Here is a 25053-nt window from a genome sequence, read left to right as displayed (position 1 = left end):
TTTATCTTACTTTTATATCTTCCTTCTCAATATTACAACTATTTAATATGCTCACGTAACATATTCCAATTACAATCAACATTTTTCTTAAGTTCTTTTACTTCTTTTTGCAATTTATCTATATCTAATTCTAACCAATTTCCTTTGTTATTTAATTGAATCATTTTATTAGTAATATCTAATATACATACATATTTGTTTTTTTCTTCATAAAGATTTTTTCTAATATCATATTCAGTTTGATTATTAATAAAATTAAACCCTCCAACTTGACCATTTTCAACAATAATATCTATATTCCTATTAAAAATGTGTTCTATACTATTTCTATATCTCTTATCACAAAGAATTGGATACTTATCTTCGTTAACTCCTAACGCCCTTTTATTTATTTCAATTCTTCTTTTGACTTCATTTTGTTTTTCGTTTCCTTCTACAAACCTCATCGCAATTTGTCCCATACAATACAAAAGATGATCCGTATAAAAATGATAATAAGCCGCATCATTTTCAAATATACCTAGATTCATAGTTTCTTTCATTATTTTTATATCAAACATATAAAACAAAGCAACTTCAATACTATTTAAATAATATTTCATATAATACAATAACTCAAAATCGTATTGTTCATTTCCATTACAATATATACCTGGCATCAAAAATCCCATTTTTTTCTCCTTTTGTATACACTTCATTTTCCATCAATCATATATATTGTCAGTTTATCACAACGTTTTCACTTTTTCTATAATTTCTCTGTGTATTTTGCATATATATTTTATATAATTTAACTATAGTTTTACAACTATGCAAATATTTATCTTTCTTTAATTATTTTATCAAATCATACACTTTAAAATTCCCACTAAGGCAGGGCAATTATTCATTCAAATAAAAAAAGAATCAGTCCAATATAACCAATTCTTACTTATTTGACATTCCTACTAATGTCTGCTATTATGTAGTTGAAGGTGCTACCCGGTTAACGGTTAGTTCCTAGAGTGTTAAAAAATAACCACCCAGGATTTGTGTAGTAGGGCGGTTATTTTTTTGCGTTTATATTCGCAAGTACAATTCCAAAGCTTATACTCGTAAGAACTAAACTAATTATACTAACTAAGCTTTCTGATGTAATCATACGCAGTTCCTCCTTTCGTTATATATTTTCAATTAGTATTAATCTAACTGAATTAAATAACTAAAAGGACTATATCCTTTATAAGAGGAACTAACCGTCCACCGTTTAGGGCAGCACCCATACATATATTTTATCGAATATACGTTCAGGTGTCAAGTGTCAATAAATATTCCTAAATCATAAAAGGAACCGGCCTCAGCCGATTCCTTCATCATATCTTATTTAATTTTCACACCACTCACCCATACATCCAAAATGGTATAGCAAGCGCTAAAAACAACATTAATGGAATCATTGGTAATATGGATAACACTTTAATCCATTTGCTGTTATGCTTATTAGTAAGCAAGGCAATCACACCTAATATACTTCCAATAAAGCATCCAATAAGAATTCCACCCTCTAAAGCCTCTTCATATTCAGGCTCTATTCTAAACATTATTTGTGTAGCTATAAACGGCGCAATAATCGCACATATAGCACATATTCTCGATATTGTTTTCTTCATTCTTCCTCCATTTTTGAAGAACTAAATAACAAATTATCACATACTTATCTATAACTTAACTTTCTTACTAAGTCCTAACTTTTTTAAAGCCTTCTTATACTTCTTCATAAGTTTCTTATCAACTACAAATTTAATTTTCTTAGGCGCACCTTTTAATGCAGACTTTTTAAACTTAAGTACTCTCTTACTTTTTATTTTAACCATCTTAAGTTTTTTGCATTTAGCAAATGCTTTCTTACCAATTGAAGTAACTTTATATTTAACTCCATTGATTTTAATATTATCTACTATTTTAACTGTTTTAACATTTCTTTTTATTGGTCTTACAAACTGAAGATTCCCACCTGTAATTTTACCCTTTTTCTTAATAATCTTTGTTATTTTGTAAATGCCATTTGCTGATATAATTTTTATCTTACTTCCAACATTTACTTTACCAGAATATTCATAACTAGATTTTGAGGACTGTTTAGTTTCAACCGACTTCTTTGATGAATCTACGATTTTAAATTCAAGTTCCTGAGATAGACTCTTATCATATAAACCTTTTATTATAACCTTACCTGTTCCAGCCTTATCATTATCCTTATACGTAACATAATATCCACAACCTTTTTTTATTCCTTCAGGTGGGATCACTTCAGGTTTTATCGGCTTTCCTTCATATAAGTATTCTGTTTTTTCAAGTTTAAAATCCTTTGGAATGTTAAATAATACTTCATTTTCAATATTATAAAATTTATATGGAATATATTTCTGTTTTTCTCGTTCTTCTTCACGTATATTGTATACTATCCATGATTCTTTAAAATCTGCAAATCCATAGAGCGTTATATCACAGTTAACATATTCTACATGTGATAACTTAGAAGAAAAAACACGATATATTGTACTATAAAAATTAAGTGGCTCTCTTATATTTTTCATAATATTTATAGTTCCACCCTCAAGTTTTATCATTTCTTCAACTTTAAAAAAACAATCCGAATTTATATAACGAGGTTCCTCACCAATTTCTCCATACTCAACATTAATTACACCACTTTTAATAGTCAAAGTACCATCCATGTCATTTTCTTTATCTGGATTTTTTATTGAGCCTTTATTAACATAAATTGGGTAATCATAATTTTTTATATTTAAAACAGGTCCATCAATGACAAGTGAACCCTCTACATCTATCGAACTATTACAAGAACCATCATTTACAAAATTTAAGCTTCCATTACCAACTATCTTAAGATTAATATTATATCCCCATATAGCCCCATCCAAAGTATTATCACCATTTACAACAATAATAACTGATGAACATTCTGTTTCTTTTTCATATCCCCTCTCATCATGAATAATTATTTCTCCACCGTTATAATTATCAAGTGTAAGAATATGATTTTTCAAATCATATTTTAATCCTTTTTGATTTCCATTAATCACAGGCTCAACTCTAATTCTTGTATCATCGTCTAATTCATAGAACTCCATAGAAGCTGTACCTGTTTCTCTAGTAAAAACCTCAAGCTGTTCAATTTCATTTCCTTTTGAAGTACACCACCAATCCCAGCCAACTACACCCTCATCATATATACCTTCTCCACCATTAGAATCAAGATATCTAATATCATATCTTTTTCCTATAAAATACAACTTATATTTTCCTGCATTTGCCATCTTCAGATTAAATACATATTTCTTTCCTTCTTCCAAATTATAATACTGTTTACAATAATTTGGTTCAACATCAATGTATGTCACATCATCTGCGAAAACTACTTTCTGCCCACAAACCATAATTGTCAGCAAGAATATCAACATTCCAATTCCCTTAAAAAATTTTTCTTTTATACAACCCTTCATATTTATTCACTCCTATGTTTCTCAATCCACTTTAACAAACTATAATAATCGCTGCTGCCATCGGCAACTGCCATGCCCATAGTGTACACATCATCATCAGACAAATTAAGTTTCACGCCATTAAGTTCAAGGAACACAAGCATGGCATACATTCCTATTCCCTTATTACCTTCAGCAAATGCATAGTTAGATATAATAGAAGATCCAAGCTTTGCAGCCTTCTCCTCTATACTTGGATAAAGCTCAGCTCCACCGTAAACAGAATATACATTACCAATTATTTCCTTAAGTAATTCTTCGTCCTTAACAGATACATCGCCATCAAGTGCCTGACTCATTAATTTATGTAATAACAACACTTTTTCTTTATTAAACTTTATCATCTTCCAAGCTCCTTAAATGCATTAATGTACTTATTCAAAACTCTCTTACCAATTATTTCAACTCTCTCATCTTCAGATAAATCAAAAATATAATTATCATTCTCAACATCAACCACAAGATACTTTGGTTTATTGTTTCTAAGAATCATAGCTTCACCAGCTCTATCCACTGTTCTAGCTACCGTTGAAAAATTCTGATTTGCCTGAGTCATGGAAAACATTGTTTCCGTATTTATTAGCATTTTCTCATCTCCTAACGTAAATAAAGTAGGATTTAAACATCCTACTTTATTATAATATAACACCTATGTTAGGTCAATGATTATCACATAAAAATCCTCCATGTCTTCACGTAGAGGATTCCTAAGTCATTTCTTTTTTCTTTATTATTTTCTTACAACTTTTTCAATTTTCTTAGTAGCAAATGTATACTTATATTCTTCTTCATTATAACTTTCATAACCTTCTGGTATTTCTTCAGTATCATCAAATGCTCTTGTAACCTGAAAGATAGCATATTCATCTGTAATTTCATTACATCCAAAAGACCACTCTTTATCTTTATTAAAATCTTCTACACTTATTGTAACTACTTCAGAATATTCTTCAGTATTCATATCAAAAGACTCTAATGTTAATACTGATTGATCTGCGTAAGTATAACCGTTCTCACTCTTCATCTTATTATATTTATCAAAATACATTATCTTATCATTACTTATGCCCATATCAACAAATATGTCTTTTCCCAAAGCTTTAATTTCCTTAATTCCATTATCTGTGACTTTCTCTATAAAATACTCTGTATTTTCAAATTTAGAATTTTTATAAACATCAGCTTCTGTAATTAAATATTCACCTGATATATATACTAATGCTCTGCCTTCTTTAAATAATTCTACTTTTCCACTCTCTAGATTATAAGTATACGCATTATATACTCCATCACACCAATCATTTTCTTTATTATCATAACTATGTTCTTCTTCGTTAAGATATACATAATTACCTTTAATTTCAAACAAGTTTACATTTTGATCTTCTCTCTTAGCACTTGTTTTAGGTACATCAATTTTTTCATTATGTTTTGTTTCAAGATCATAAATACATACATATGTAGGATCTGAAACACTTTCTTCTCCCTCATAAATAACTTTCTTTCCATCAGTATAAATTCTGGAAAACGCATCAGAATTAATAACACCAATTTCTGTAAACTTATCCTCACCTTTATCCTTAACCATTAATGTATGTATAGTTCCTTCTTCTGTACTTAACTTAAAAATTTTTCCATCACAATCCATTTCCTTATTTTCATAATCAAAAATCATTCTAGGTTCATCACCAACATGATCTTGGAATACTACTCCAAATCTAGAAGCATCTTTCTTTTTTCCTTCTTTGATTTCCTCCTTATCCATTACAACAGTTTCAAATTCAGCATCCTTATTCATATCTTCTGTAGACTTAGTAATAATTTCGCTACTAACTTCTGTAGTTCTTTTTGCTACAGAAATATTATTACTATCTTTCCCACTATTATAATTAGCAACACCTGCTATAATTGCTCCAGTTGCTGCAATTGAAAGAGATGCAACTGCTACTGTTTTAAATACTGAGCTAATATTATCTTTTTTCATTTTTTCTGTCCTCCTAATACTCAAATCAGGAATATCTGATTTAAGCTCCTTCTTTTTGCTTTTACACATTTCAAGGAGTTCGGACTTTTCTACATCACTCATATTAAGTTTTTTATATGCTTTACTTTTATTTAAATCTTCAACTTTCATAGCGCTTTTCACCTCCTATGTTTTTTTCATAGGCTTCCTTAATCTTTTCACGTGCTCTTTGAAGTCTTTTTTTGACTGCATTTGCTGAAATCCCAAGTATTTCTGCGACTTCCTCAACCGAATATTCTTCCATGTAGTGAAGCACAATCACACTTTTATTTTTATAATTTAGATTTGCAACCGTTAGTATATCCTCTATATCACTCTTTTCTAAATCATCTTCATGATATAACTTTTCTCTTATTTCGTCATAAGGGACATAAGCTCGTAATTTATGAGATCGTAGAAGGTCCTTACACTTGTTTTGAGAAACCCTAAGTAACCACGCTCTCTTATGATTTTCATCAGTATATGCCACATCCGTTGTCATGTACTTATAAAAAGTCTCCTGAATGATGTCATCAACATCTGCCTTATTTCTCAACATAAGAAAACTGGTTCTATATATAAGATCTGCATATTTTTCAATTGTACTTTCAATATCTTCATCACACCTTATAAATCTCTCCACAGTGCTACTCCTTTAATCAGATAAATTATTCGCGAATTATTATCCATTCATACGCTAAACGAATCATCTTTCCATATGGTGACGTTTTTCTATAAAAAATTCAAAATAAATTTTAATTATGTTTTTATATTTAGTCAAGCGCATAAAAATGCCGACCTCCAATCGTTAGATTTTTAGGTCTAACTATCAGAAGCCGGCAAAATATTAAAAGTAGTTTTTCTAATATTAAATTATTTCTTCTTCACTACCTTTTCAATTTCCCCAGTAGCAAATGTATACTTAAACTTAATTTGCTTCTCTTCCTTACTGTTCCATACAACAACAGTACATGATTCATCATCTAATTTTTTCAACTCAACATAGCCTTCATCTTGAACAAAATCAACAGAATCTAATGTTATAACTTCTTTTAATTCTTCTGTAGTTTTATCAAATGAAACTATTGTAAGTTTACTTTTATCTGGCATCTTATTTTCATCTAGTTTTTTATACCATTCAAAATAAATCTTATTATTGTCTGGAGTTTTGATAAAACTATAACTAGAGAACTCACCAACATCTTTAATTTCTTTTAATTCTCCATCTATATACTTACATATATATGTTTCATATTCATTAATTAACTCCGAGCTCTCCGATGTTATCTCATGTCCTTGTCTTCTAATGGTAATAATATAATCATCAGAATAAGCATATACTTCTCTATCTTCAGCCACACACTTAAATTCACCACTAGTTATATCATAAGCATAAATGCAATTGTTCATATTATAATAATCACCAGTTTCTTCATCCTGATCACCTGTCGAACAATTAATATACATAATTCCACCACTACTAGCACAAAGTTCAAAATATCCGTCTTTCGCTACTGCGCTATCATTCTTAAAATCAAAATATGTACATTCCTTAGTTTCCATATTAAACTTAAATAAATAATCTTCTAAATAGTATATATACTTTCCATTTGTAAATATACGATTAGGTGATCCAAGATTTGGAATCTCAACGTAATCACTATCTTCCTTACCCTTAATATAGAATTTAATGTCATGCTCATCTTCCTTAAACTCATAATCTCCTATATAATCAACAGGATAGCTAATTGTATTACCAAATGCTTTATGATAATTTAACTCTTCTCCATCTTCATATTTCATTACACTTAGATTCTTAACCTGTTCTTTTTTTCTTTCTAGTTCTTCTTGTTCTCCTTTCTTTTCTTTCTGTTCTTCAATGCTTGCCTTTTCATCAATATCCTTTACGTCAAATGGTTCAACTGCATCTTCATCCATAATTTTATGTTTTGAATCTACCCAAAGAATTCTTTCTTCACCGCCATAAAAATATCCATCTGTATGTTCCCATATTGCACAATCTTCATCAATATTTGCTGAAGTCTTTAGCTTTTCAGCTTCTGTTTGTTCATATTCAAGTTCCTCTACACCAGATGCAATAACTTCATCTTCATAATCTTTATCAACCATTAGTTTTCCTGTATCTAATATATTTCCATAATATGCTTTAGTAGTACTATAAATTGATTTTTTAGAAGTTTTAAAGCTTACATTCTTTATTCTGTGTAGTTTATTTTCTTTATCGATATAATATAAATCTGCATCTTTCTCATCACAATCTTCATCATAGAACAAATATGATGCTTTATTTAACGGATAAGCTTTTCCAACGACTTTATTATCATTCATAAGATTAAAATAAATATCAGATGTATTCGTATAATCATCATCTATATTTTTATCATTAAATCTAGGCAAACTCTCATCTTTATCCTTTACTATATTAATAAAAGCACTACAATATTTTATCCTTCCATCCTCTTCTTCAATACTGTCATACTCTCTGCTCTTATCAACACATACATCAAAACTAGAATTACATTTTATTCTATATAAAGAAGTTCCTCTAATAAAATAAACGTAATCATATGACATATAATCTTCATCTCTTTTTTCTGATTCTTCCTCCGTTACATCATAATCAAAATAATATAATAAAGTATCATCAGCATTAGTCTTTGTCTGTGAAGCACTTATTCTTACAAAATTCTTACCTGCAACTTCTATGTAATCTTCAGAATTTGTTGCCTGTATTTTTTTCACTTCGTATCCATCTTTTAACTTTCCCTCTGAATCATAGCATTCAGATTCAGTTTCTTTTAACACCTGGTTATCACCACTAACCGCTTGACCACTTATTTCTTCATACTGGTTTGTAAACACAAAATCTTTACACCCACGTGGTGTTAACAAGTCAAATACCGAACTATTAATTAATGTAATTCTATCCTCAATAGATTTACCACTTATATCTACTCTTTTAGTTACCTTCTTACTATCTTTTTTATTTACATTATTATAAACAATTACGCCTGCAATCATGGCAGCTGAAACTCCAACTGAAACCATTGCAACAGCAACTTTTCTCATAACTCCATTATTTTTTTTCATCCTTTCAATCCTCCTATCGTCTAGTTCGGATTTTGACGTAGCAGGCATATTCTTAAAGTGTTCTAAAACACCCTCAGTAATCTTTTCCCTAGATTCGGTACTTAATTCATATTCTTCGTAATTTTTATTTTTTCCGTCAAATATACTCATTATAGTACCTCCTTTTTCTGTATTTTTTCATAGGCCACCTTCATCTTTTCCCTGCCGCGTTTCAATCGCATCTTGACGGAAGATGTCGAAATTCCTAGTATATTCGCCACTTCCTCGATGGAGTATTCTTCCATGTAATAAAGCATAATCACACTTTTATATTTATAGTTCAAACCTGATAAATTTATTAAATCATCCATATATATTTCATCATATTCTTTACCACTACTAAAACAATATTCCACCGTTTCATACTGGACATGTACGTGTCTTTTCTTAAACTTCAGCAAATTTTTACACTTATTTTGACTTACTTTTATAAGCCAATTCTTCTTATGATTTTCACTAGCAAACACAGGTTTATCAGTATAATACTGAATCATAGTATCCTGAACTATATCCTCTGCATCACTCTTATTTTTCACCATAAGCATGCTCATCTTAAACAAAAGACTACCATATTTATCCATTGTAATTTCTAAATCTTTTTCTAAATTTTGAATATCCATAATTTTTCTCCGCATATGCTTTTAATTATACATATATTACAACATAGCCAAATAAAAAGTCACAAAAATTTTCAAAAAAATAGGCTGTAACATACAGCCTATTTTTACGATCTTTTTATATAATTTTTTAATTCCTTAATATACACTTCTCCAACTTCACTTAAAATATGGTTCTTTTTCATAATATATCCGATTTTCATATTCGTATTCATATGTTCGCCATCTTCACTAAAAGGAATTACTTTATACTCATCACCATTACTTTCCTCTGATATTATTCCTGAGCACAATGTATAACCATTTAATCCCTTCATCAAATTAAGCATAGTTGCTCTATCACTCGCGGTAACGGAATGTAGATATGCCTTTTCGCTTAATATTTCTTCTGCGAGATACACCGAACTTTCTCTTCCCTGTTCAAAAGACAAACAAGGATAGTCTTGCAGTTCATCAAAACTTATCTTATCCTTATTAGCCAACGGATGTTTCCTATGTAAATACACATACGCACTCGTATCAACTAATCCATCAAAAACAAGGTCATATTCATCAAAATAATGTTGTAAAACTTTAGAGTTTAATTTACTCAAAAAAAGAACCCCTATTTCACTCCTCCCCTCACCTACATCACGAATCACATTAAAAGTCTTTGTTTCTCTGATAGCAAAATGATACTCCTGTGTATCAAATTTTTTCACAGTTTCAATAAAACTTTTTGTAGCAAATGAATAGTGTTGAGTTGAAACACCAAATGTATATACTCTATTTTTTTCATCAAGAAACTGTTCCTCTAGCAACTCATACTGTTGATACACCTGTCTTGCATACTTCAAAAACTTAGTTCCCTCATTAGTTAAGGAAACACCTCTTTTACTTCTATTAAAGATAGTAATATCAACTTCACTTTCCAGTTCTTTTATAGTATTAGACAAGGCCGGCTGTGAAATAAATAATAGTTCTGCAGCCTTGTTCATTGATCCACAACGGGCAATAACCAAGACATATTTAATTTGCTGAATTGTCATATATAGTTTTCCTTTCGTACAAGTTATTATCGTTTTACGCCGACTATTTTATCTATATTAAGCTTTTCATTCTTCATCTAATATAACACGCATCCTAACTCTTACATAGTACGAAAAAATAATCAGTTTTGATAAATTATACTTATCATATTAAACCTATATATGACTAAACCGGAATTAGATTGTCATCCATTCCGGTTTACATTGTAAAAACTACTGATCTAACCACCAATCAGTATATGGCAATTCCACATGTTCAGCAATATTTTCAACAAATCTTCTAGTCTTTAAAGCCTTCAACGCTCTTCTGCCTAATGATATAATTCCATCATAAGCTATACTAAAGTTTCTGTTTCCTTCCACTAATGTAGGTATTCCAAGCATGATACCCATTGCAACAACTCCGTTATGCCTACAAATAAGGATGTCTGGTTTTGCTTCCTTTATGTGCTTTAATGCTACATATGGTTGTCTTGGACAAACATGAACTGGTACATCCTCAAAAGCTTTTTGTACCTTTATTAATTTTTCAGGTGCACCGATATCACCATCATCTAATTTTTGATCATGATGCAATGGTGATATTCCGACAACTTCCATTCCTAAATCTGCAACAATATTTGCCAATTGGAATGCAAAAGTATCTCCGCTCATTACATATACTTTTTTTCCTTTAAGTTCTGAGCGTAAATACTCAAGTTCAGCATCTATTTTTTCATGCTCTTCCTTAATCACCTCTGCAACCTGCTTTTGATGACCTGTTATTTCACCTATTTCAGTTAACCAATCATCAGTCCATTTAACACCAAACGGAGGTGGAGATGTTACTCTTTTTACATCATATTGTTCTTCTAATACTGCCGATACATATGTCGATAATGTATCACAGAATGTAACCGTACATGCTGCTGCAGCAAGATTCTGTAAATCTTCAAGAGTTGAAAATGCCGTTGCATAATTAGCTCTTAAATCTGCTTTTTCTAATAATGTTTTTAATCTGTCATCACCAATAAAGTTAATTATATTTACTAAGTCTACCTGCTTCTTTTCAGGTTTTTTTACAAGCTTTCTTAGTATTCCATGGTATCCCGCATCAAATCCTGATGACCACATTTTCGATTTAAATCCTTCACAATATATAGGAACTATAGGATAACCATATTTTTCTTCTGCTTCATTTGCTATACTTTCTAAATCTTCTCCTATAATACCGCCTACACATGAAGAAAGAATAAATGTTACTGTAGGATTAAATCTCTTATCTGCCTCATCTATTGCTTTTCGAAGTTTTTCAGATGCTCCATAAATGGTATCATTTTCATCTATATTAGATATTATTTGCCATATATGTCTATCCTGTCCTAATGTGTCACTCCTAGGTTTATCTGCATATTGAATACCACATAGACCACAACCTACTGGGGCATGATTTATAACTGCAGCACCCTTTATCCAGGCAACCATAGACAATGCATTTTCTTGTGCACAGATACCGCACTGTTCATAAGAACCACATTTATTACTTAATTTTTTTTCCTTTGACTGATCCACCAAATCCTTAAGAGTTCCATCATAAAACTGAATGGCACTCAAACGATTCTCTCTAATTCCTACCTCAGCCGTATTTTTAAAAACAGCCATTTATATATACCTCACTTTATAATTATTCAAATATGTCGTTACAAATTAATTTTAGTAACTCTATTCCGCCTCTATAACCTACATAGGTTGTATTAAGTGCCACCAACTGTGACAACGGAAGGCTTAGTTCAATATACTCATCTCCAAGGTCTTCGGCTAAATATTTTTCCCATGTACTACCAAATATTATTTCTTTTTCTTCCGTGTTTCTTTCACGTAAATCTTTCTGAATCAAACCACCATCTGCTTGAAAGAATACATTATCTATCAATTCATTTGACTGATTTTCAAAAGCTGATTGTATTTCTTTTTCATACTTTTTAGGTGGTACATCTGTTATGTACACTGCCTTTGGAAGCATTCCAAATTCATTATATAAAAAGCTGTTAACACCAAGTGCATAATTACTATCTGATACAAGATAATACTGATAAGGCAAATCTTCTCTGTATTCTTCAAGATACTCTATCAAAGAAGTAAAATAATCAAAATAAGTTCTTTCGTGTCCGCTTATAACTTCTTCAACCTTATCTCTATCAAGTTCCGCATATTCTGCTACATTACGGAGAAATCTGCTTGTTTCCTTTGCTCCTACAGGTATATAAGGAATATGTAAATACGGTGTACCATATTTCTTTTCAAGATGTTCAACCGTCTTTTTACCTACCCATGGAGATATCAAAAGATTAAACGCCGCATTCGGAATATCCTTCCATTCTAATACCCCGGCTGATTCACTTCCGTATAATATATTTACTTCTAATCCAATTTCAGTAAGTAAAGATTTTAGTTCCTGTAAATCAGCTTTCCAATATGGATTTTGGAAAGGCACTACTGTAAATACATTTACTAAATTTGGTCTTACTTTAGGTTCTACATTACCCACATACTGATCAATAATTGAATTTACAACTTGTGTATGACCATAATATGCATTACCTTTAAAACCTGCTGTTTCAGTTCCCACAACTGGATATCCTTCTGCAGCAAATCCCTTTGCTACATTTATCGTATCATCTCCAACTATGTCTGCTGTACATCCTGTAAGTACTACAAACAAATCAGCATCTATAATCTTCTGAGCACTTTCTATTTCATTTCTAAGTTTCTGCTCACCACCAAATACGATTTCTTTTTGAGTAGAATTAGTACAAGATATATGCGGTCCACCCGAATATCCTCCACCTTGATGTCCTCCGGAAATTACCGTAAATTTAAATGAGTTTTCAGAACATCCTGGTCCTGAATGAAGAATTGGATGTGCTTTAGGAATAGCAAGCACTGTATGTTGCGCAGATAACGCACATGCAAATCTTGGTTGTTCTATCAAAGATGATGCCATTTTTAACCTCCTTTAATTCACCATATAATCACGATCCTATTGTTGGCTGGTGAACAAATATTTTCTTTTCTATTTTTTCGAACACTATTGTAATTATAGCTATAAAAACAACATAAATAAGTGCTACAGCAGTATACGCTTCAAGATAACTATAACTTTTTGTTCCTTCTAATAGTGCTCCTTGCATTACCTCTATAACGCCTATAGCACCTAAAAGAGGAATGCCCTTAAGTACACCTATAATATTACTCATATATGAAGGAAATGCTACTGGAAACATTTGAGGTAATATAATTCTCCTTAATGTCTGTGTAGTAGTAAGTCCTACTGACTGTGCAGCCTCAAACTGTATTTTAGGAACAGCACTTAAGGCTCCACGAAAACATTCATTAACCCCGGTCATTGTTCCTAAAGTCATAACAAAATATGCTAAAGGATTGTATCCCACGTCATTAACCGTTAGATTTGAATGAAAAAACCTTGCTACGTCATTAAAATACATAACAAATATCAAATGGAAAATTAACATTAATACCATCATTGGTATTGCACGATATACGGTAATAAAAGCCGTTAATATTTGAGATATAACCGGTACTTTATAAAATCTTATAATCGCTACAATTAACGCCAAAACAGTACCTAGTGCAATAGATATTAATGCAATCCTCAAAGTTACAGGAAGGTACTTTAATCCTGAAATTAAACAATCCTTAAAAAAAGAAAAACTATAATTCATAACTTCTCTCCTCCCTAAGCTCCAAACGTATATTTCTTATCAACAAATCTGAAGAAACATTCTATTCCAATGCTTATAATTGCATAGACAAATGCAACATAAATGTACGCCTCTAATACATGACCTGTTCTAGCCGCAATGGTTTTTGTTTTCCCCAGAAAATCCAACAATCCAAACATATACGTTACCGATGATGATGCAAATATCCAAACTACATTTGTTCCATACATCGGTATCGCCACTTTAATTGCTTGAGGTAAAATAATGCGTCGAAATGTTTGCAGTTTTGTTAAACCTACTGCATAAGCAGCCTCACTTTGAAGTTTAGGAACTGATTCAAATGCACCTCTAAAGATTTCTCCCATAAAAGCCGCCTCATTAAGAGCAAATGCAATTTCAATAAATATGATTTTGTCCCACGATTCTATATTCTGTCCAAAAAGTATTTTCACTAAAAATGGTACATAATAATAGACTAGAAACAAAAGTACAATAAAAGGAATTGATCGTAATATAACTGTATATACTCTAAAAAATTTGGCAAAAAAAGGTACCTTATATACTTGTATAGCTGCCACTAACAGTCCTAATATAGTTCCAACCACTAAAGCTATAAGAACCACTTCAAGAGTAACTGGCAAGTATTTGTTAAGTTTAGGTATTACATCCCATAGCCTTTCAAAACTAAAATAACGACTCATCAAATCACCTCAATCATATGTTATACATTCCACTTCTTCTGTAATTTAGCTATAGTTCCGTCATCAATGAGTTCCTTAAGTGCTTTATCCCATTCATCACGAAGTTCCTGTTTTTCTTTATTAAAAATATGATATGTATCTTGTACAATAACTGGATCACCAACAGGCTTATATACATCTCCGTATGTTTTGTTTACATTATTTATAGATACTTTATTTGAAATAAGTCCTGCATAAGTTCCATTTTTAACAGCTTCAATACATGTTTCATCAAACTCTGTTCCGCCTCTTACATCAATTGTTATATTCTGCTCTGGATGTTCTTTTACATAATTATCCAAAAATGCATAATATGTTGATGAAGCATCTCCAGACCATAAATGAACATCCTGAAGTTCACTTATATCTTTTACATCACTATCTGCAGATACTACAAGATATACTTCTATTTGGTTAAATGGGACAGACGAGAAAAGATATTTTTCTGCTCTCTCATCGTTATAACCAAGTTCGAATGTTACAAGGTCATATTTACCTGAACCTACTGATGTAAGTAAATTTTCAAAATCCTCAATTCCAAATTCAACTTCATATCCAAGTTTATCACCTACTGCTTTTGCAACATCTATATCAAAACCCACAAGGTTATCATCTTCATCAAGGAATAAATATGGATTCCATACTGCTCCAGTACCAACCTTAATTACTTTCTTTCCAGATGAATCTTTCCCTTTACCTTTAGCTTCTGATGTATTTCCACATCCTGCTAACGAGCTTGCTATCAATGTAGCAGCAAGTGTTACACTTACTAATTTTTTAATTATTTTTTTCACTTGAATTTCCTCCTTTGTTTCTTTTTATTTATTCTCAAATTTTTATGCATAATATGAAATGAGATCTCCTTTAATGACAAAACTTATTTTAAAATATACAAACCAATTAGTATAATATGTATAAATTATTTAAACATATAATTAAAAGTGATAATAAACATAAGTCTGTCTTATTACACAAATTAAGTTTTAACACGGCCCCTATTTTTATCCGTATGCATATGTACTCCTTATAATCCGAACTAATCTTCAAATAAATCTGTAGACAAATATCTAAGCCCTGAATCTGGAAGTACTACAACAATATTCTTTCCTTTATTTTTAGGTTTATTTGCTATAATTTTGGCTGCATGTAAAGCTGCTCCCGATGATAAACCTACCAATATTCCATCAGTTTTAGCAATTTCTCTAGCTGCTATTTTTGCATCCTGTGTTTCCACATTAACGAACTCATCAACAATGTCCATATTCATCGATAAAGGTATTCTTTCCTCAGGCAATGCATCTAATGCATGAATTCCAACAATACCTTCAACATCAGGATGTTCTAGATTCTTTCTTGAATCAAGTCCTGGTTGTACTGCTACTAGATGTATATCTTTCTTTTTTTCTTTTAAATATTTGCCTGAACCTGATATAGTTCCACCCGTTCCTATTCCAGCAACTAAAATATCAATATCGCCTTCTGTATCTTCCCATATTTCTGGCCCTGTTGTTAATTCATGAATTCTTGGATTTGCTAAATTATGATCTTGATCCAAGAAATGCACATCATTTGTCTTTGATAAAACTTCATCCTTATACTTTTGAATTGCATAAACAAAGTTATTACCAGATTCTCTAAGTGCTTCACCTATAATTGGATCTTCACCAAATCTTAACGCCTCACCACCAAATGCTCTAATTGACTGAAATCTTTCCTCACTAACGTCATCTTCCAAATAGATTTTTGATTTATAACCTCTAGATGCAGCAACAGCTGCCACACCTATTCCGGTGTTACCGCTTGTCATCTCTAAAATAGTATCTCCCGGTTTTATCTTCCCATTTTTTTCCGCATCATCAATCATTGATGTTGCAATTCTATCCTTAGAACTTTGATTAGGATTATAGTATTCTAGTTTTGCATATATGGATGCTTTTAAATCATATTTTTTTTCATATTGTTTGATATGTAAAAGTGGTGTTCTTCCCACCAAATCTGAAATTGATTCATATATTCTTCCCATATGTCTAACCTCCAAATTCTCATTTTATTTCAACGAAAATGATTATAATGTAAATTTAAAAAACAGAATAATCCTTAAAAGTTATTATTATATATAAGAAATAATGATAATAAAAAAGCCTTCACATCCGTTAATAGATGTGAAGGCTTTTCCCTCTTATAAATTTTTCAAAATCTCAAATTACTCTCTTCCCAAAAAAGTTTTGTAACTATCTTTTAACTCTGTATTTCCCTCGCTTAAATCTGTCCACTTAATCTTTGTAGTCATATATTTGTATCCATCTTTAGTATACTTATTCTGATCGCAGTTTATAAACTCCTCCTCTGTAATAGGATTATCATTGAAATCTTTGTATTTACTGTTTACTCCTTCAATACCTTCAGATTCTCTTGTAGCAACAACGTTACATCCGAAATAACCATTTTCAAGAAGAAATTCGCATTTGCTCTCTAAATTAGTAACATTTCCGCCATCTTTAACAATAGTATAATCTGAAGCTATATATACATATCTTGCTTCATTGTAATATGTTGCAAGTTCATCTACCTGTGTAATATCTGGATATACCATTGTCGAAATTGCAGGGTCAGCATCATCCTGTATGCGCTCATTGATTTCTCCATCAACAAGTTCATAAATCTTCATTCTTGTATAATGTCCACTACCTTCCATTTTTGCAACAATGATTTCTGGATTTCCATTATGATCTAAATCAGTCATGGCATATTTTACTTCACCTGTTCCATTAGAAAATACATTTTTCCATGTATCCTCATAAATTGAGAACTGGTCGATAAGACCGTTAATTTTCCTATCATCACCATATGTACTTTCTTTTACTTCTTTAGTTTCTTTTACTTCTTTAGTTTCTTCTATTGTTCTTGTTTTTGCTTCTGTTTCTGCCTCACTTTCAATCTCTGTTGTTGTTTCTAAAACCTTAGTTACACCATCTGTAGTAACCTCAATTGTTTCTTTCCCCATAGCTGGTGATTTGCCACTCACGTTCTTTTCTTTAATATGATTAAGCGCTCCAAAAATAAGTGCTCCCGATAAAGCAATTGAAATAGCTGCAACTGATACGTTCCTTACCATTGTTCCATATAAATTTTTCTTTTTCATCTTTTCATTTCTCCTCTTTTTTAATGTGTAGTCAACATTATCCTCTTCATTAATGTCTTCATCTACAAACTCTTCATCAATTTTTTTCATTAATTCATCTAAAATTCGTTCTTTTGATTCAGTACTAAAATGCACATTATCGTAAATTTCGTTATTATCATTTTCCCAAACTTTCATTTAAAGTACCTCCTCTTCATAGATTTTTTCGTAAGCCTCTTTTAATTTTTCACGCCCTCGCTTCAGCCTCATTTTCACGGCCGAAATCGAAAGATTTAATATGTCAGCAGTTTCCGCGACAGAAAAGCCTTCAATGTAATGCAGCATAATAACACTTTTATGCTCATAACTTAAATTCGCAAATCTTAAAAATTCATCCATGTCTTCTTGCTCATAATCATTACCACATAGTAAGCATTCCTCAACATCCTCATATTGTATATGTGTATGCTTCGTCTTATACTTAAGCAAATCTTTACATTTATTCTGCGAAACTCTAAGTAACCATGCCTTTTTATGTTCATCCGATACAAATTCATACCCCTCTGACAGATAGGATATGTATTTCATATACGTATCCTGAACTATGTCTTCAGCATCATATTTGTTCTTCATCATCATAAAACAGGTCTTAAATATGAGTTCGCCATATTTATCCATTATGCGTTCAACATCTTTTTTAACTTCCTGTCTATTCATAACTACTCCTAACATATTTTAAAAAGTCTAGCGCTTTGCCTTTTCATATACTACACGATTGAATTCCCTATTAGGTCACTCTAATTTACAATTTTTTAAAAATATTTTTTAGAGTTAATTACATAAAGAATCCCCTGCTTTTTTCGCAGAGGATTCATATTTATTCTTATGTCAATTCTAAGTTACTAAGTATTATTTAAGGTCTTTCTTTTCAATATAAACTATCACATGCTTCTTGCTTTTTGAATCCTTTAGAACAAATTGAAGATTATCACCATCTATTCTAATACCCTCAATTTCAACCTTTCTATCAGAATTTTTAGCCCAAACGCTGCCATAATCAATATCACAGCTACTCTTTAAGTTTTTATTTGAATTATATCTATAAAGCTTAAGCTTCTTTCCAACTTCCTCATCACCAGAAGAAATATAAATCGAATATACTCCATTCTCACCATCAGATATATCTACGCCCTGAACCGAAGATGGAATGTTATCAAAATCCTTACACACAAGGAATCCACTATCTTCGTTCTGCATCTTAGCAAATGCCTCACTCTTACAAGAAACTTCATTATCATTTGCTGCATTCCATAAAGCATTCACCTTATCCATACTATAAATGATACAATCCTGTTTATCCTTAGTAGTTCTCTTCCAAACTAATAACTTCTTTCCATCAGATGAAAGCGCTGCACTAACTCTTTTAATTTGGTCACCCTTACGTCTAGTTCCCATATAACTTAAAAAAGTAAATCTCTTAATATCCCAGTTATAATAGATAGTACCATTTTGATACTTAATCCTTCCTATCTGGGTGGACCACTCATTACCAGTTGCCTTATCAAGATAATATCCACATTCAATTAAGAAGTTTCCGTCACCAAGATACTCAAGGGTCTGACCATGGCCAGCATTTATAAGATACATTGAGCTCTCATATACGAAAGCTCCTCCACTTAACTTATACTTACTAAGAACAACCACATTATCATTCTTAAATCCATCACCAATCTTCTTTGAGATTCCTTTTTTATCATCAGTTTTCTTATAAGCCTGTGTAATATAAAGATCATCTCCAACTTTAACACAAGCCTGCACTGCATGCTTAAAGTTTTTCAAGTTAATATCATATTGATGTTTAACACCAACCACCTTATTTGCTGCTGAAGTTGTAGCCTGTGTGTTTTTTATTATTTTTGTACTATTCTTAGTATTTGATTTTTTTGTAAGCTTAGTTTTCTTTTTGGTTTTTAGTTTATGTTTCTTATTTTTATATATCTTTTTATTATTCTTTGTTTTTAATTTTTTACTATTGGTTTTCTTATTCTTTTGTTTCTTTATTCTTTTAGTCTTTTTATTTGACTTAGTAGTTGTTTTCTTTTTATTTTTCTTCTTTAAACTATTTGTTTTGTTTTTCTTTTTATATAATTTCTTATATTTATTCTTTTTAGAAGTTTTATTCTTCTTAATCTTATTATTTTTAGCTTTTTTCTTTTGATTCTTTATAGTCTTAATCTTTTTCTTTAATTTTTTATTTGATTTATTATTTTTCTTGTTTTTCTTTGATTTCTTAACCTTCTTAGTTTTCTTTACCTTCTTAGCTTTCTTCTTGGTCTTCTTACTCTTCTTCACAACCTTACTGCTGCTACTCTTAGTCTTTGCATACACGCTTTCCAAGGTAGTGCAATGCGCAAACATCAAAGAAACAATCAAAAGAAAAACTAAAACCTTCCCACATCTTTTAGTTTTAAAATTCAATACCCTTATATACCTCCCAAAATGTAAAAACCTTTAACTCTGTCCCCACAACAGAAATACTAAACTATCATAAAGATAGCACCCCATATAACCATAATACCAACCTAAAAACAGAGTGTCAATACGCAAAAAAGTCCCCCGCACTAAACGTGCGAAGGATCTTTGTATGGTATAATTTTTTGGATATATATATTATTCTTCATTAATAAATACTTTATAGCAATCTAACAACTCTTGTGAGCCATTTTTTAGGTCTACCCACTTTAATTTTACTGTTGATTTTTCAAAGTCTTTACTTTCATCCAATGTCTTATCATCATATTTTTCATATTCTTTTTTAGTTATTTTGTTTCCATCCCAATCTGCGTATGTTGTTTTATTTTCTTTAGTTGTTTTAGTATTTCTTACAGTCAAATCAAACATACCATCATCTAATGAAAAATCTACTTTACTTTCAATTTTCATTACACCTTCTGCTTCTTTACTTTCAAAATAATCTATTCCCAAATATGTATATGAATCATTTAACATATCATGATAACAAACTAATTCATCAGATAGTGAAATATCTGGTAATGACATCATAGATTCACTATCTAATAATTTAACTCGTTCTTTTGGCTTTCCATCTTCAAGTTCAAAGATATGTAAGTTTGTACGATACATGGTCCCCTCAATATTGGTAACAATAATCTCAGGATTACCATTATGGTCAAGATCTGTCATTGTATATTTTACGCCATATTTAGAACCTTCATCTGAAAGCAAATCTTTCCATTTATCTGAGTATATGTCAAATTGGTCTATTGCGGCTTTTATATCTTTATAATCGCCATACATACCTTCTTCTTCACTAGTAACTAATTCCGTCTCTTTAGAATTGTCAGTTAATTTTTCTGCGTTTCTATCACTCAACTTTTCTGTTGTAAATCCAGTAGTATCCTTAGCCATCGATGGTGTACTTCCACCTTTATTCTTACCAATTTGATTAACTGCTGCAATTATAAGCAGTCCAGAAGCACAAATTGAAACAACTGCTACTGATACATTTCTAATTAGTGTTCCATAAACACTCTTATTCTCATTTATTCTCTCTCTTTTACTGCTCAACTCATCATCAGGACGTGAACTTTTTTCTTGTGCCTCCTTGCAAGCCTTAAGCATTTGCTGCTTTAAATCATCATTAACCACCAAATTTTCATAAAGTGTATTATCTCTATCTTCATCAAAAAACATATCAGTTCACCTCCTTTTATTTCTAGTAATTTAATTTTCGTTTATAAATGTTTTATAACAATCCACTAACTCATATATATCTTTCAATTCTGTCCATTGAATTTTAGTAGTCTTCTTTTCATAACCATTTTGCTCACACATTACTTTATCATTTAATGTTTTAAACTCTTTTTCAGTAATTATATTATTCTTTTCATCTCTATAAATGACTTCTCCGTCATTTTCATTTTTAGTCTGTTTACCTTCTACAGCAAATACTCCATCGCTCAATTTAAATATAACAGACTGTTCCATGGAAGAAGGATGTTTTCCTCCTCTCATATTCGAATAATCTGGACATTCATAATAATAAACATTATTTTCACTATCATAATATGTAACAAATTCATTAAATAGTGTTACATCTGGCATCTCCATTGTATTTTCCATACTCATGCCTTCAGTACGATTAATTATTTTTCCGTCCATAAGTTCAAAAATATGAATTTCCGAAATCATGGCATCTCCTAATATAGCTGAAGTGATTAGTTCTGGATTACCATTATGATCAAGGTCAGTCATTGTATATTTAATGCCTGTTTCTAGTATGTATTCATCAAATTCATGATCCCATTTATTTCTATATCTACTGAATTGCTCAACTACAGATCTAATGTCCACATAGCCATCCTTATTCTCAGTTTCTTTTATATTACTTTCAGTCTCATTTACTGTTTCAGTTGTTTTTTCTGTTATGGTTTCGCTTTCCTTTCCAACTCTTGGACTAACTCCACCACTATTACTATTCTTAATCTTCCCAATTCCGGCTATTATAAGCAAGCCAGATACCACGATTGAAACAATTGCTACGGAAGCATATGCAAACAAATTTCCATATGTACTTTTCCCATTTCTCTTTCTTTCTCTCTTCTCGCTTTCTCCCTTACTTGATTCTAATTCCTTGCTTTTAGCTTCCATGCATGCTTTTAGCATTTGCTCCTTCAAGTCATCATTTACAACCAAGTTTTCATATAATGTATTATCGTTTCCTCCGTCAAAAAACAAATTAGTTCACCCCCATCTCATAAACTTTTTCATAGGTTATTTTCAGGATTTCCCTTGCTCGCTTTAACCTCATTTTGACAGCAGAAGTCTTAATTTCAAGAATTTCAGCGGTTTCTTTAACGCTATATCCTTCAATATAATACATCATAACTACGCTTTTCAGATTATAACTTAACTCAGCAATTCTAAAAAGTTCGTCAACATCTTCTTCCAATATTTTTGCATTTGCTGGAAGTGTTTCTTCCAATTCTTCATACGATGTGTGCGCATGTGCCTTGTGAAATCTAAGTATGTTTTTACACTTATTTTGGGACACTCTTAATAACCATGCCTTCTTATGTTCTTCTGATACAAAGCCCATATTTGAAGTCATGTAACTTATAAATGTCTCCTGCATTACGTCTTCGGCATCCTGCTTATTTCTCAACATCAAAAAACAAGTTCTATACAACATATTACTGTATTTATCAATTGTTTTTTCAATATCCTTGTTTCCTAATATATTATCCATTTAGTACTCCTAACTATATCTACAAAAATATTAGCATTTAACCCTTTCACCTATTATACACATAACTATATCATTTGGTCACATATTAAATTGTAAATTTTTTTAAAAAAATATCAGGTTGCGATATTAATCGCAACCTGCTTAATAATCTTAATATAATTTGTATCAAAACGATACTATCTCTTAATGATTTCGTGTCTACTTGGACCATTTGAAACAAATGCAATTGGAACACCAAGTTCTTCTTCAATCTTTTCGATGTACTTTCTACAATTTTCAGGAAGCTTATCATACTCTGTAATACCTCTGATATCTTCCTTCCAACCTGGAAGTACTTCATAAACTGGTTTAGCTTTCTTAAGCTTATTAGTTGTAGGGAAGTCCTTTGTAACCTCACCATCAATTTCATATCCAACACAAATTGGAATTTCATCTAAGTATCCAAGTACATCAAGTACTGTAAGGGCAACCTTAGTTGTACCCTGAATTCTACAACCATATCTTGAAGCAACTGCATCAAACCATCCCATTCTACGTGGACGACCTGTTGTAGCACCGAACTCACCACCGTCACCACCGCGACGTCTAAGTTCATCAGCTTCATCACCAAATATTTCACTTACGAATTCACCTGCACCAACTGCTGATGAGTAAGCCTTAACAACTGTAACAACATCCTTAATTTCATATGGTGGAATACCAGCACCAATTGCGCCGTATCCAGCAAGTGTTGATGATGATGTAACCATAGGATAGATACCGTGATCTGGATCCTTAAGGGAACCAAGCTGTCCTTCAAGAAGGATAGTCTTGTTATCCTTAATAGCCTGTGCTAAGAATGCTGAAACATCACATACATATGGCTCAACCATCTTCTTGTATTCCATAAGTGTGTTGTAAATATCATCAACTTTAAGAAGTGGCTTCTTGTATAAATGTTCAAGAAGTACGTTCTTCTGTAAAATTACTCTTTCAATCTTTTCTCTGATTGTAGCTTCGTCATCAAATAATTCTGATACCTGGAAACCAATCTTTGCATATTTATCTGAATAAAAAGGTGCAATACCTGACTTTGTTGAACCAAATGACTTTCCTGCAAGTCTTTCTTCTTCATACTCATCAAACAATACATGATATGGCATAACCATCTGTGCTCTGTCTGATACTAAAATCTTAGGCATTGGAACTCCTCTGTCTACGATTTGTTTAATTTCATTGAAAAGCTTTGGAATATCAAGTGCAACACCATTTCCTATAATACTTGTAGTGTGATCATAGAAAACACCTGATGGTAATGTATGAAGTGCAAATTTACCATAATCATTAATAATAGTGTGGCCTGCATTAGCACCACCCTGGAATCTGATAATAATATCTGATTCTTCACTTAACATGTCGGTAATTTTACCTTTACCTTCATCACCCCAGCAAGCTCCAACAATAGCTCTTACCATTTTTTCCTCCTTATTGACTAGGTTTTTCCACACCTAATCTATATGTAAAATATATAGTTACTCTAGTATTTAAAAAAAGTCCGTAAATATTATACTATTACTTGTCTAAAAAATCTACCTAAAATTTAAAGGGACTGTAAAAAAAGTCTCTAAATAGCAGAACTGCATTGGCAATGGCCAATGCAGTTCTGTTTCTCTATGTATAATTATTATAATTGTTGATTTTAGAGGTACTTTAATAAGCCCTATGTTAATAAGAGCTTTTTTAATCTATTCAGTTACCTGATATCATGCAATCATCTTCAATCTCTTTCGTTTATTGTGATATTTATAAAGGTTAAAAGCACAAGCAATCAGGGTTAACTCTAAATTTACGTTTTCTAAGCCTCTTCTGAACAGTCTTTT

General features: G+C 31.2%; 23 protein-coding genes. All 23 read right to left on the bottom strand.

From position 1 onward, the window contains the following. Positions 1-38 precede the first annotated feature (38 nt). On the bottom strand, positions 39-671 hold the full coding sequence (locus tag B5D16_RS08405) for a hypothetical protein (protein WP_078766544.1): 633 nt from the start codon (positions 669-671) through the stop codon (positions 39-41). Between the two features lie 708 nt (positions 672-1379). Further along, on the bottom strand, positions 1380-1649 hold the full coding sequence (locus B5D16_RS08400; RefSeq protein WP_078766543.1) for a hypothetical protein: 270 nt from the start codon (positions 1647-1649) through the stop codon (positions 1380-1382). Positions 1650-1697: 48 nt separating this feature from the next. Next, the gene (locus B5D16_RS08395) at positions 1698-3506 is read right to left on the bottom strand and encodes a hypothetical protein (protein ID WP_078766542.1); all 1809 of its coding nucleotides are present in this window, start codon (positions 3504-3506) and stop codon (positions 1698-1700) included. Positions 3507-3508: 2 nt separating this feature from the next. Further along, a complete protein-coding gene (locus B5D16_RS08390; protein WP_078766541.1) occupies positions 3509-3889 on the bottom strand; it encodes a type II toxin-antitoxin system death-on-curing family toxin in 381 nt (126 codons plus the stop codon). Then, the gene (locus B5D16_RS08385; protein WP_078766540.1) at positions 3886-4131 is read right to left on the bottom strand and encodes a hypothetical protein; all 246 of its coding nucleotides are present in this window, start codon (positions 4129-4131) and stop codon (positions 3886-3888) included. Before B5D16_RS08385 ends, B5D16_RS08390 begins: the two co-directional genes overlap by 4 nt. A 144-nt stretch (positions 4132-4275) precedes the next feature. Next, the gene (locus B5D16_RS08380) at positions 4276-5679 is read right to left on the bottom strand and encodes a hypothetical protein (RefSeq protein WP_078766539.1); all 1404 of its coding nucleotides are present in this window, start codon (positions 5677-5679) and stop codon (positions 4276-4278) included. After that, on the bottom strand, positions 5669-6190 hold the full coding sequence (locus tag B5D16_RS08375; protein WP_078766538.1) for an RNA polymerase sigma factor: 522 nt from the start codon (positions 6188-6190) through the stop codon (positions 5669-5671). Before B5D16_RS08375 ends, B5D16_RS08380 begins: the two co-directional genes overlap by 11 nt. A 230-nt stretch (positions 6191-6420) precedes the next feature. Then, a complete protein-coding gene (locus B5D16_RS08370; protein WP_078766537.1) occupies positions 6421-8808 on the bottom strand; it encodes a hypothetical protein in 2388 nt (795 codons plus the stop codon). Further along, a complete protein-coding gene (locus B5D16_RS08365) occupies positions 8808-9317 on the bottom strand; it encodes an RNA polymerase sigma factor (protein ID WP_159444347.1) in 510 nt (169 codons plus the stop codon). Before B5D16_RS08365 ends, B5D16_RS08370 begins: the two co-directional genes overlap by 1 nt. 104 nt (positions 9318-9421) lie before the next feature. Then, the gene (locus B5D16_RS08360) at positions 9422-10342 is read right to left on the bottom strand and encodes a LysR family transcriptional regulator (protein WP_078766535.1); all 921 of its coding nucleotides are present in this window, start codon (positions 10340-10342) and stop codon (positions 9422-9424) included. A 213-nt stretch (positions 10343-10555) separates the two neighbouring features. Beyond that, entirely contained in the window at positions 10556-11983 is a 1428-nt protein-coding gene (locus tag B5D16_RS08355) for a nitrogenase component 1 (protein WP_078766534.1), read from the bottom strand. A gap of 22 nt (positions 11984-12005) precedes the next feature. Next, positions 12006-13325 (bottom strand): nitrogenase component 1, encoded by a 1320-nt coding sequence (locus tag B5D16_RS08350; RefSeq protein WP_078766533.1) that lies wholly within the window; start codon positions 13323-13325, stop codon positions 12006-12008. A gap of 28 nt (positions 13326-13353) precedes the next feature. After that, positions 13354-14064, bottom strand: coding sequence for an amino acid ABC transporter permease (locus B5D16_RS08345; RefSeq protein WP_078766532.1), 711 nt, complete (start codon positions 14062-14064; stop codon positions 13354-13356). A gap of 14 nt (positions 14065-14078) precedes the next feature. Beyond that, positions 14079-14765: an amino acid ABC transporter permease gene (locus B5D16_RS08340; protein ID WP_078766531.1), complete on the bottom strand. Its 687-nt coding sequence runs from the start codon at positions 14763-14765 to the stop codon at positions 14079-14081. Positions 14766-14785: 20 nt separating this feature from the next. Next, positions 14786-15598, bottom strand: coding sequence for a transporter substrate-binding domain-containing protein (locus tag B5D16_RS08335; protein WP_159444346.1), 813 nt, complete (start codon positions 15596-15598; stop codon positions 14786-14788). A 242-nt stretch (positions 15599-15840) separates the two neighbouring features. Beyond that, positions 15841-16827: a PLP-dependent cysteine synthase family protein gene (locus B5D16_RS08330; RefSeq protein ID WP_078766529.1), complete on the bottom strand. Its 987-nt coding sequence runs from the start codon at positions 16825-16827 to the stop codon at positions 15841-15843. 180 nt (positions 16828-17007) lie between these two features. Further along, entirely contained in the window at positions 17008-18123 is a 1116-nt protein-coding gene (locus tag B5D16_RS08325; protein ID WP_078766528.1) for a hypothetical protein, read from the bottom strand. Next, positions 18124-18642: an RNA polymerase sigma factor gene (locus B5D16_RS08320; protein WP_159444345.1), complete on the bottom strand. Its 519-nt coding sequence runs from the start codon at positions 18640-18642 to the stop codon at positions 18124-18126. A 192-nt stretch (positions 18643-18834) separates the two neighbouring features. Then, positions 18835-20343, bottom strand: a complete 1509-nt coding sequence (locus tag B5D16_RS08315; RefSeq protein ID WP_159444344.1) for a helveticin J family class III bacteriocin — start codon at positions 20341-20343, stop codon at positions 18835-18837. A gap of 252 nt (positions 20344-20595) precedes the next feature. Further along, positions 20596-21639 carry a hypothetical protein gene (locus B5D16_RS08310; protein ID WP_078766525.1) on the bottom strand — a complete coding sequence of 348 codons (1044 nt, stop codon included), beginning with the start codon at positions 21637-21639 and terminating at the stop codon, positions 20596-20598. 30 nt (positions 21640-21669) lie between these two features. Next, a complete protein-coding gene (locus tag B5D16_RS08305; protein WP_078766524.1) occupies positions 21670-22683 on the bottom strand; it encodes a hypothetical protein in 1014 nt (337 codons plus the stop codon). A gap of 1 nt (position 22684) precedes the next feature. Next, on the bottom strand, positions 22685-23194 hold the full coding sequence (locus tag B5D16_RS08300) for an RNA polymerase sigma factor (RefSeq protein WP_078766523.1): 510 nt from the start codon (positions 23192-23194) through the stop codon (positions 22685-22687). 176 nt (positions 23195-23370) lie between these two features. After that, entirely contained in the window at positions 23371-24648 is a 1278-nt protein-coding gene (locus B5D16_RS08295) for an adenylosuccinate synthase (protein ID WP_078766522.1), read from the bottom strand. Between the last annotated feature and the right edge of the window lie 405 nt (positions 24649-25053).

Source organism: Eubacterium uniforme (assembly GCF_900167115.1).
Taxonomy (GTDB): Bacteria; Bacillota; Clostridia; order Lachnospirales; family Lachnospiraceae; genus Eubacterium_S; species Eubacterium_S uniforme.
This window is presented reverse-complemented; position numbering and strand designations above follow the sequence as displayed.

Coding starts and splice junctions, on each gene's coding strand:
- B5D16_RS08405 (WP_078766544.1), bottom strand. CDS start 671: ATGGGATTTTTGATGCCAGGTATATATTGTAATGGAAATGAACAATAC.
- B5D16_RS08400 (WP_078766543.1), bottom strand. CDS start 1,649: ATGAAGAAAACAATATCGAGAATATGTGCTATATGTGCGATTATTGCG.
- B5D16_RS08395 (WP_078766542.1), bottom strand. CDS start 3,506: ATGAAGGGTTGTATAAAAGAAAAATTTTTTAAGGGAATTGGAATGTTG.
- B5D16_RS08390 (WP_078766541.1), bottom strand. CDS start 3,889: ATGATAAAGTTTAATAAAGAAAAAGTGTTGTTATTACATAAATTAATG.
- B5D16_RS08385 (WP_078766540.1), bottom strand. CDS start 4,131: ATGCTAATAAATACGGAAACAATGTTTTCCATGACTCAGGCAAATCAG.
- B5D16_RS08380 (WP_078766539.1), bottom strand. CDS start 5,679: ATGAAAGTTGAAGATTTAAATAAAAGTAAAGCATATAAAAAACTTAAT.
- B5D16_RS08370 (WP_078766537.1), bottom strand. CDS start 8,808: ATGAGTATATTTGACGGAAAAAATAAAAATTACGAAGAATATGAATTA.
- B5D16_RS08365 (WP_159444347.1), bottom strand. CDS start 9,317: ATGGATATTCAAAATTTAGAAAAAGATTTAGAAATTACAATGGATAAA.
- B5D16_RS08360 (WP_078766535.1), bottom strand. CDS start 10,342: ATGACAATTCAGCAAATTAAATATGTCTTGGTTATTGCCCGTTGTGGA.
- B5D16_RS08355 (WP_078766534.1), bottom strand. CDS start 11,983: ATGGCTGTTTTTAAAAATACGGCTGAGGTAGGAATTAGAGAGAATCGT.
- B5D16_RS08350 (WP_078766533.1), bottom strand. CDS start 13,325: ATGGCATCATCTTTGATAGAACAACCAAGATTTGCATGTGCGTTATCT.
- B5D16_RS08345 (WP_078766532.1), bottom strand. CDS start 14,064: ATGAATTATAGTTTTTCTTTTTTTAAGGATTGTTTAATTTCAGGATTA.
- B5D16_RS08340 (WP_078766531.1), bottom strand. CDS start 14,765: ATGAGTCGTTATTTTAGTTTTGAAAGGCTATGGGATGTAATACCTAAA.
- B5D16_RS08330 (WP_078766529.1), bottom strand. CDS start 16,827: ATGGGAAGAATATATGAATCAATTTCAGATTTGGTGGGAAGAACACCA.
- B5D16_RS08325 (WP_078766528.1), bottom strand. CDS start 18,123: ATGAAAGTTTGGGAAAATGATAATAACGAAATTTACGATAATGTGCAT.
- B5D16_RS08320 (WP_159444345.1), bottom strand. CDS start 18,642: ATGAATAGACAGGAAGTTAAAAAAGATGTTGAACGCATAATGGATAAA.
- B5D16_RS08315 (WP_159444344.1), bottom strand. CDS start 20,343: ATGTTTGCGCATTGCACTACCTTGGAAAGCGTGTATGCAAAGACTAAG.
- B5D16_RS08310 (WP_078766525.1), bottom strand. CDS start 21,639: ATGTTTTTTGATGAAGATAGAGATAATACACTTTATGAAAATTTGGTG.
- B5D16_RS08300 (WP_078766523.1), bottom strand. CDS start 23,194: ATGGATAATATATTAGGAAACAAGGATATTGAAAAAACAATTGATAAA.
- B5D16_RS08295 (WP_078766522.1), bottom strand. CDS start 24,648: ATGGTAAGAGCTATTGTTGGAGCTTGCTGGGGTGATGAAGGTAAAGGT.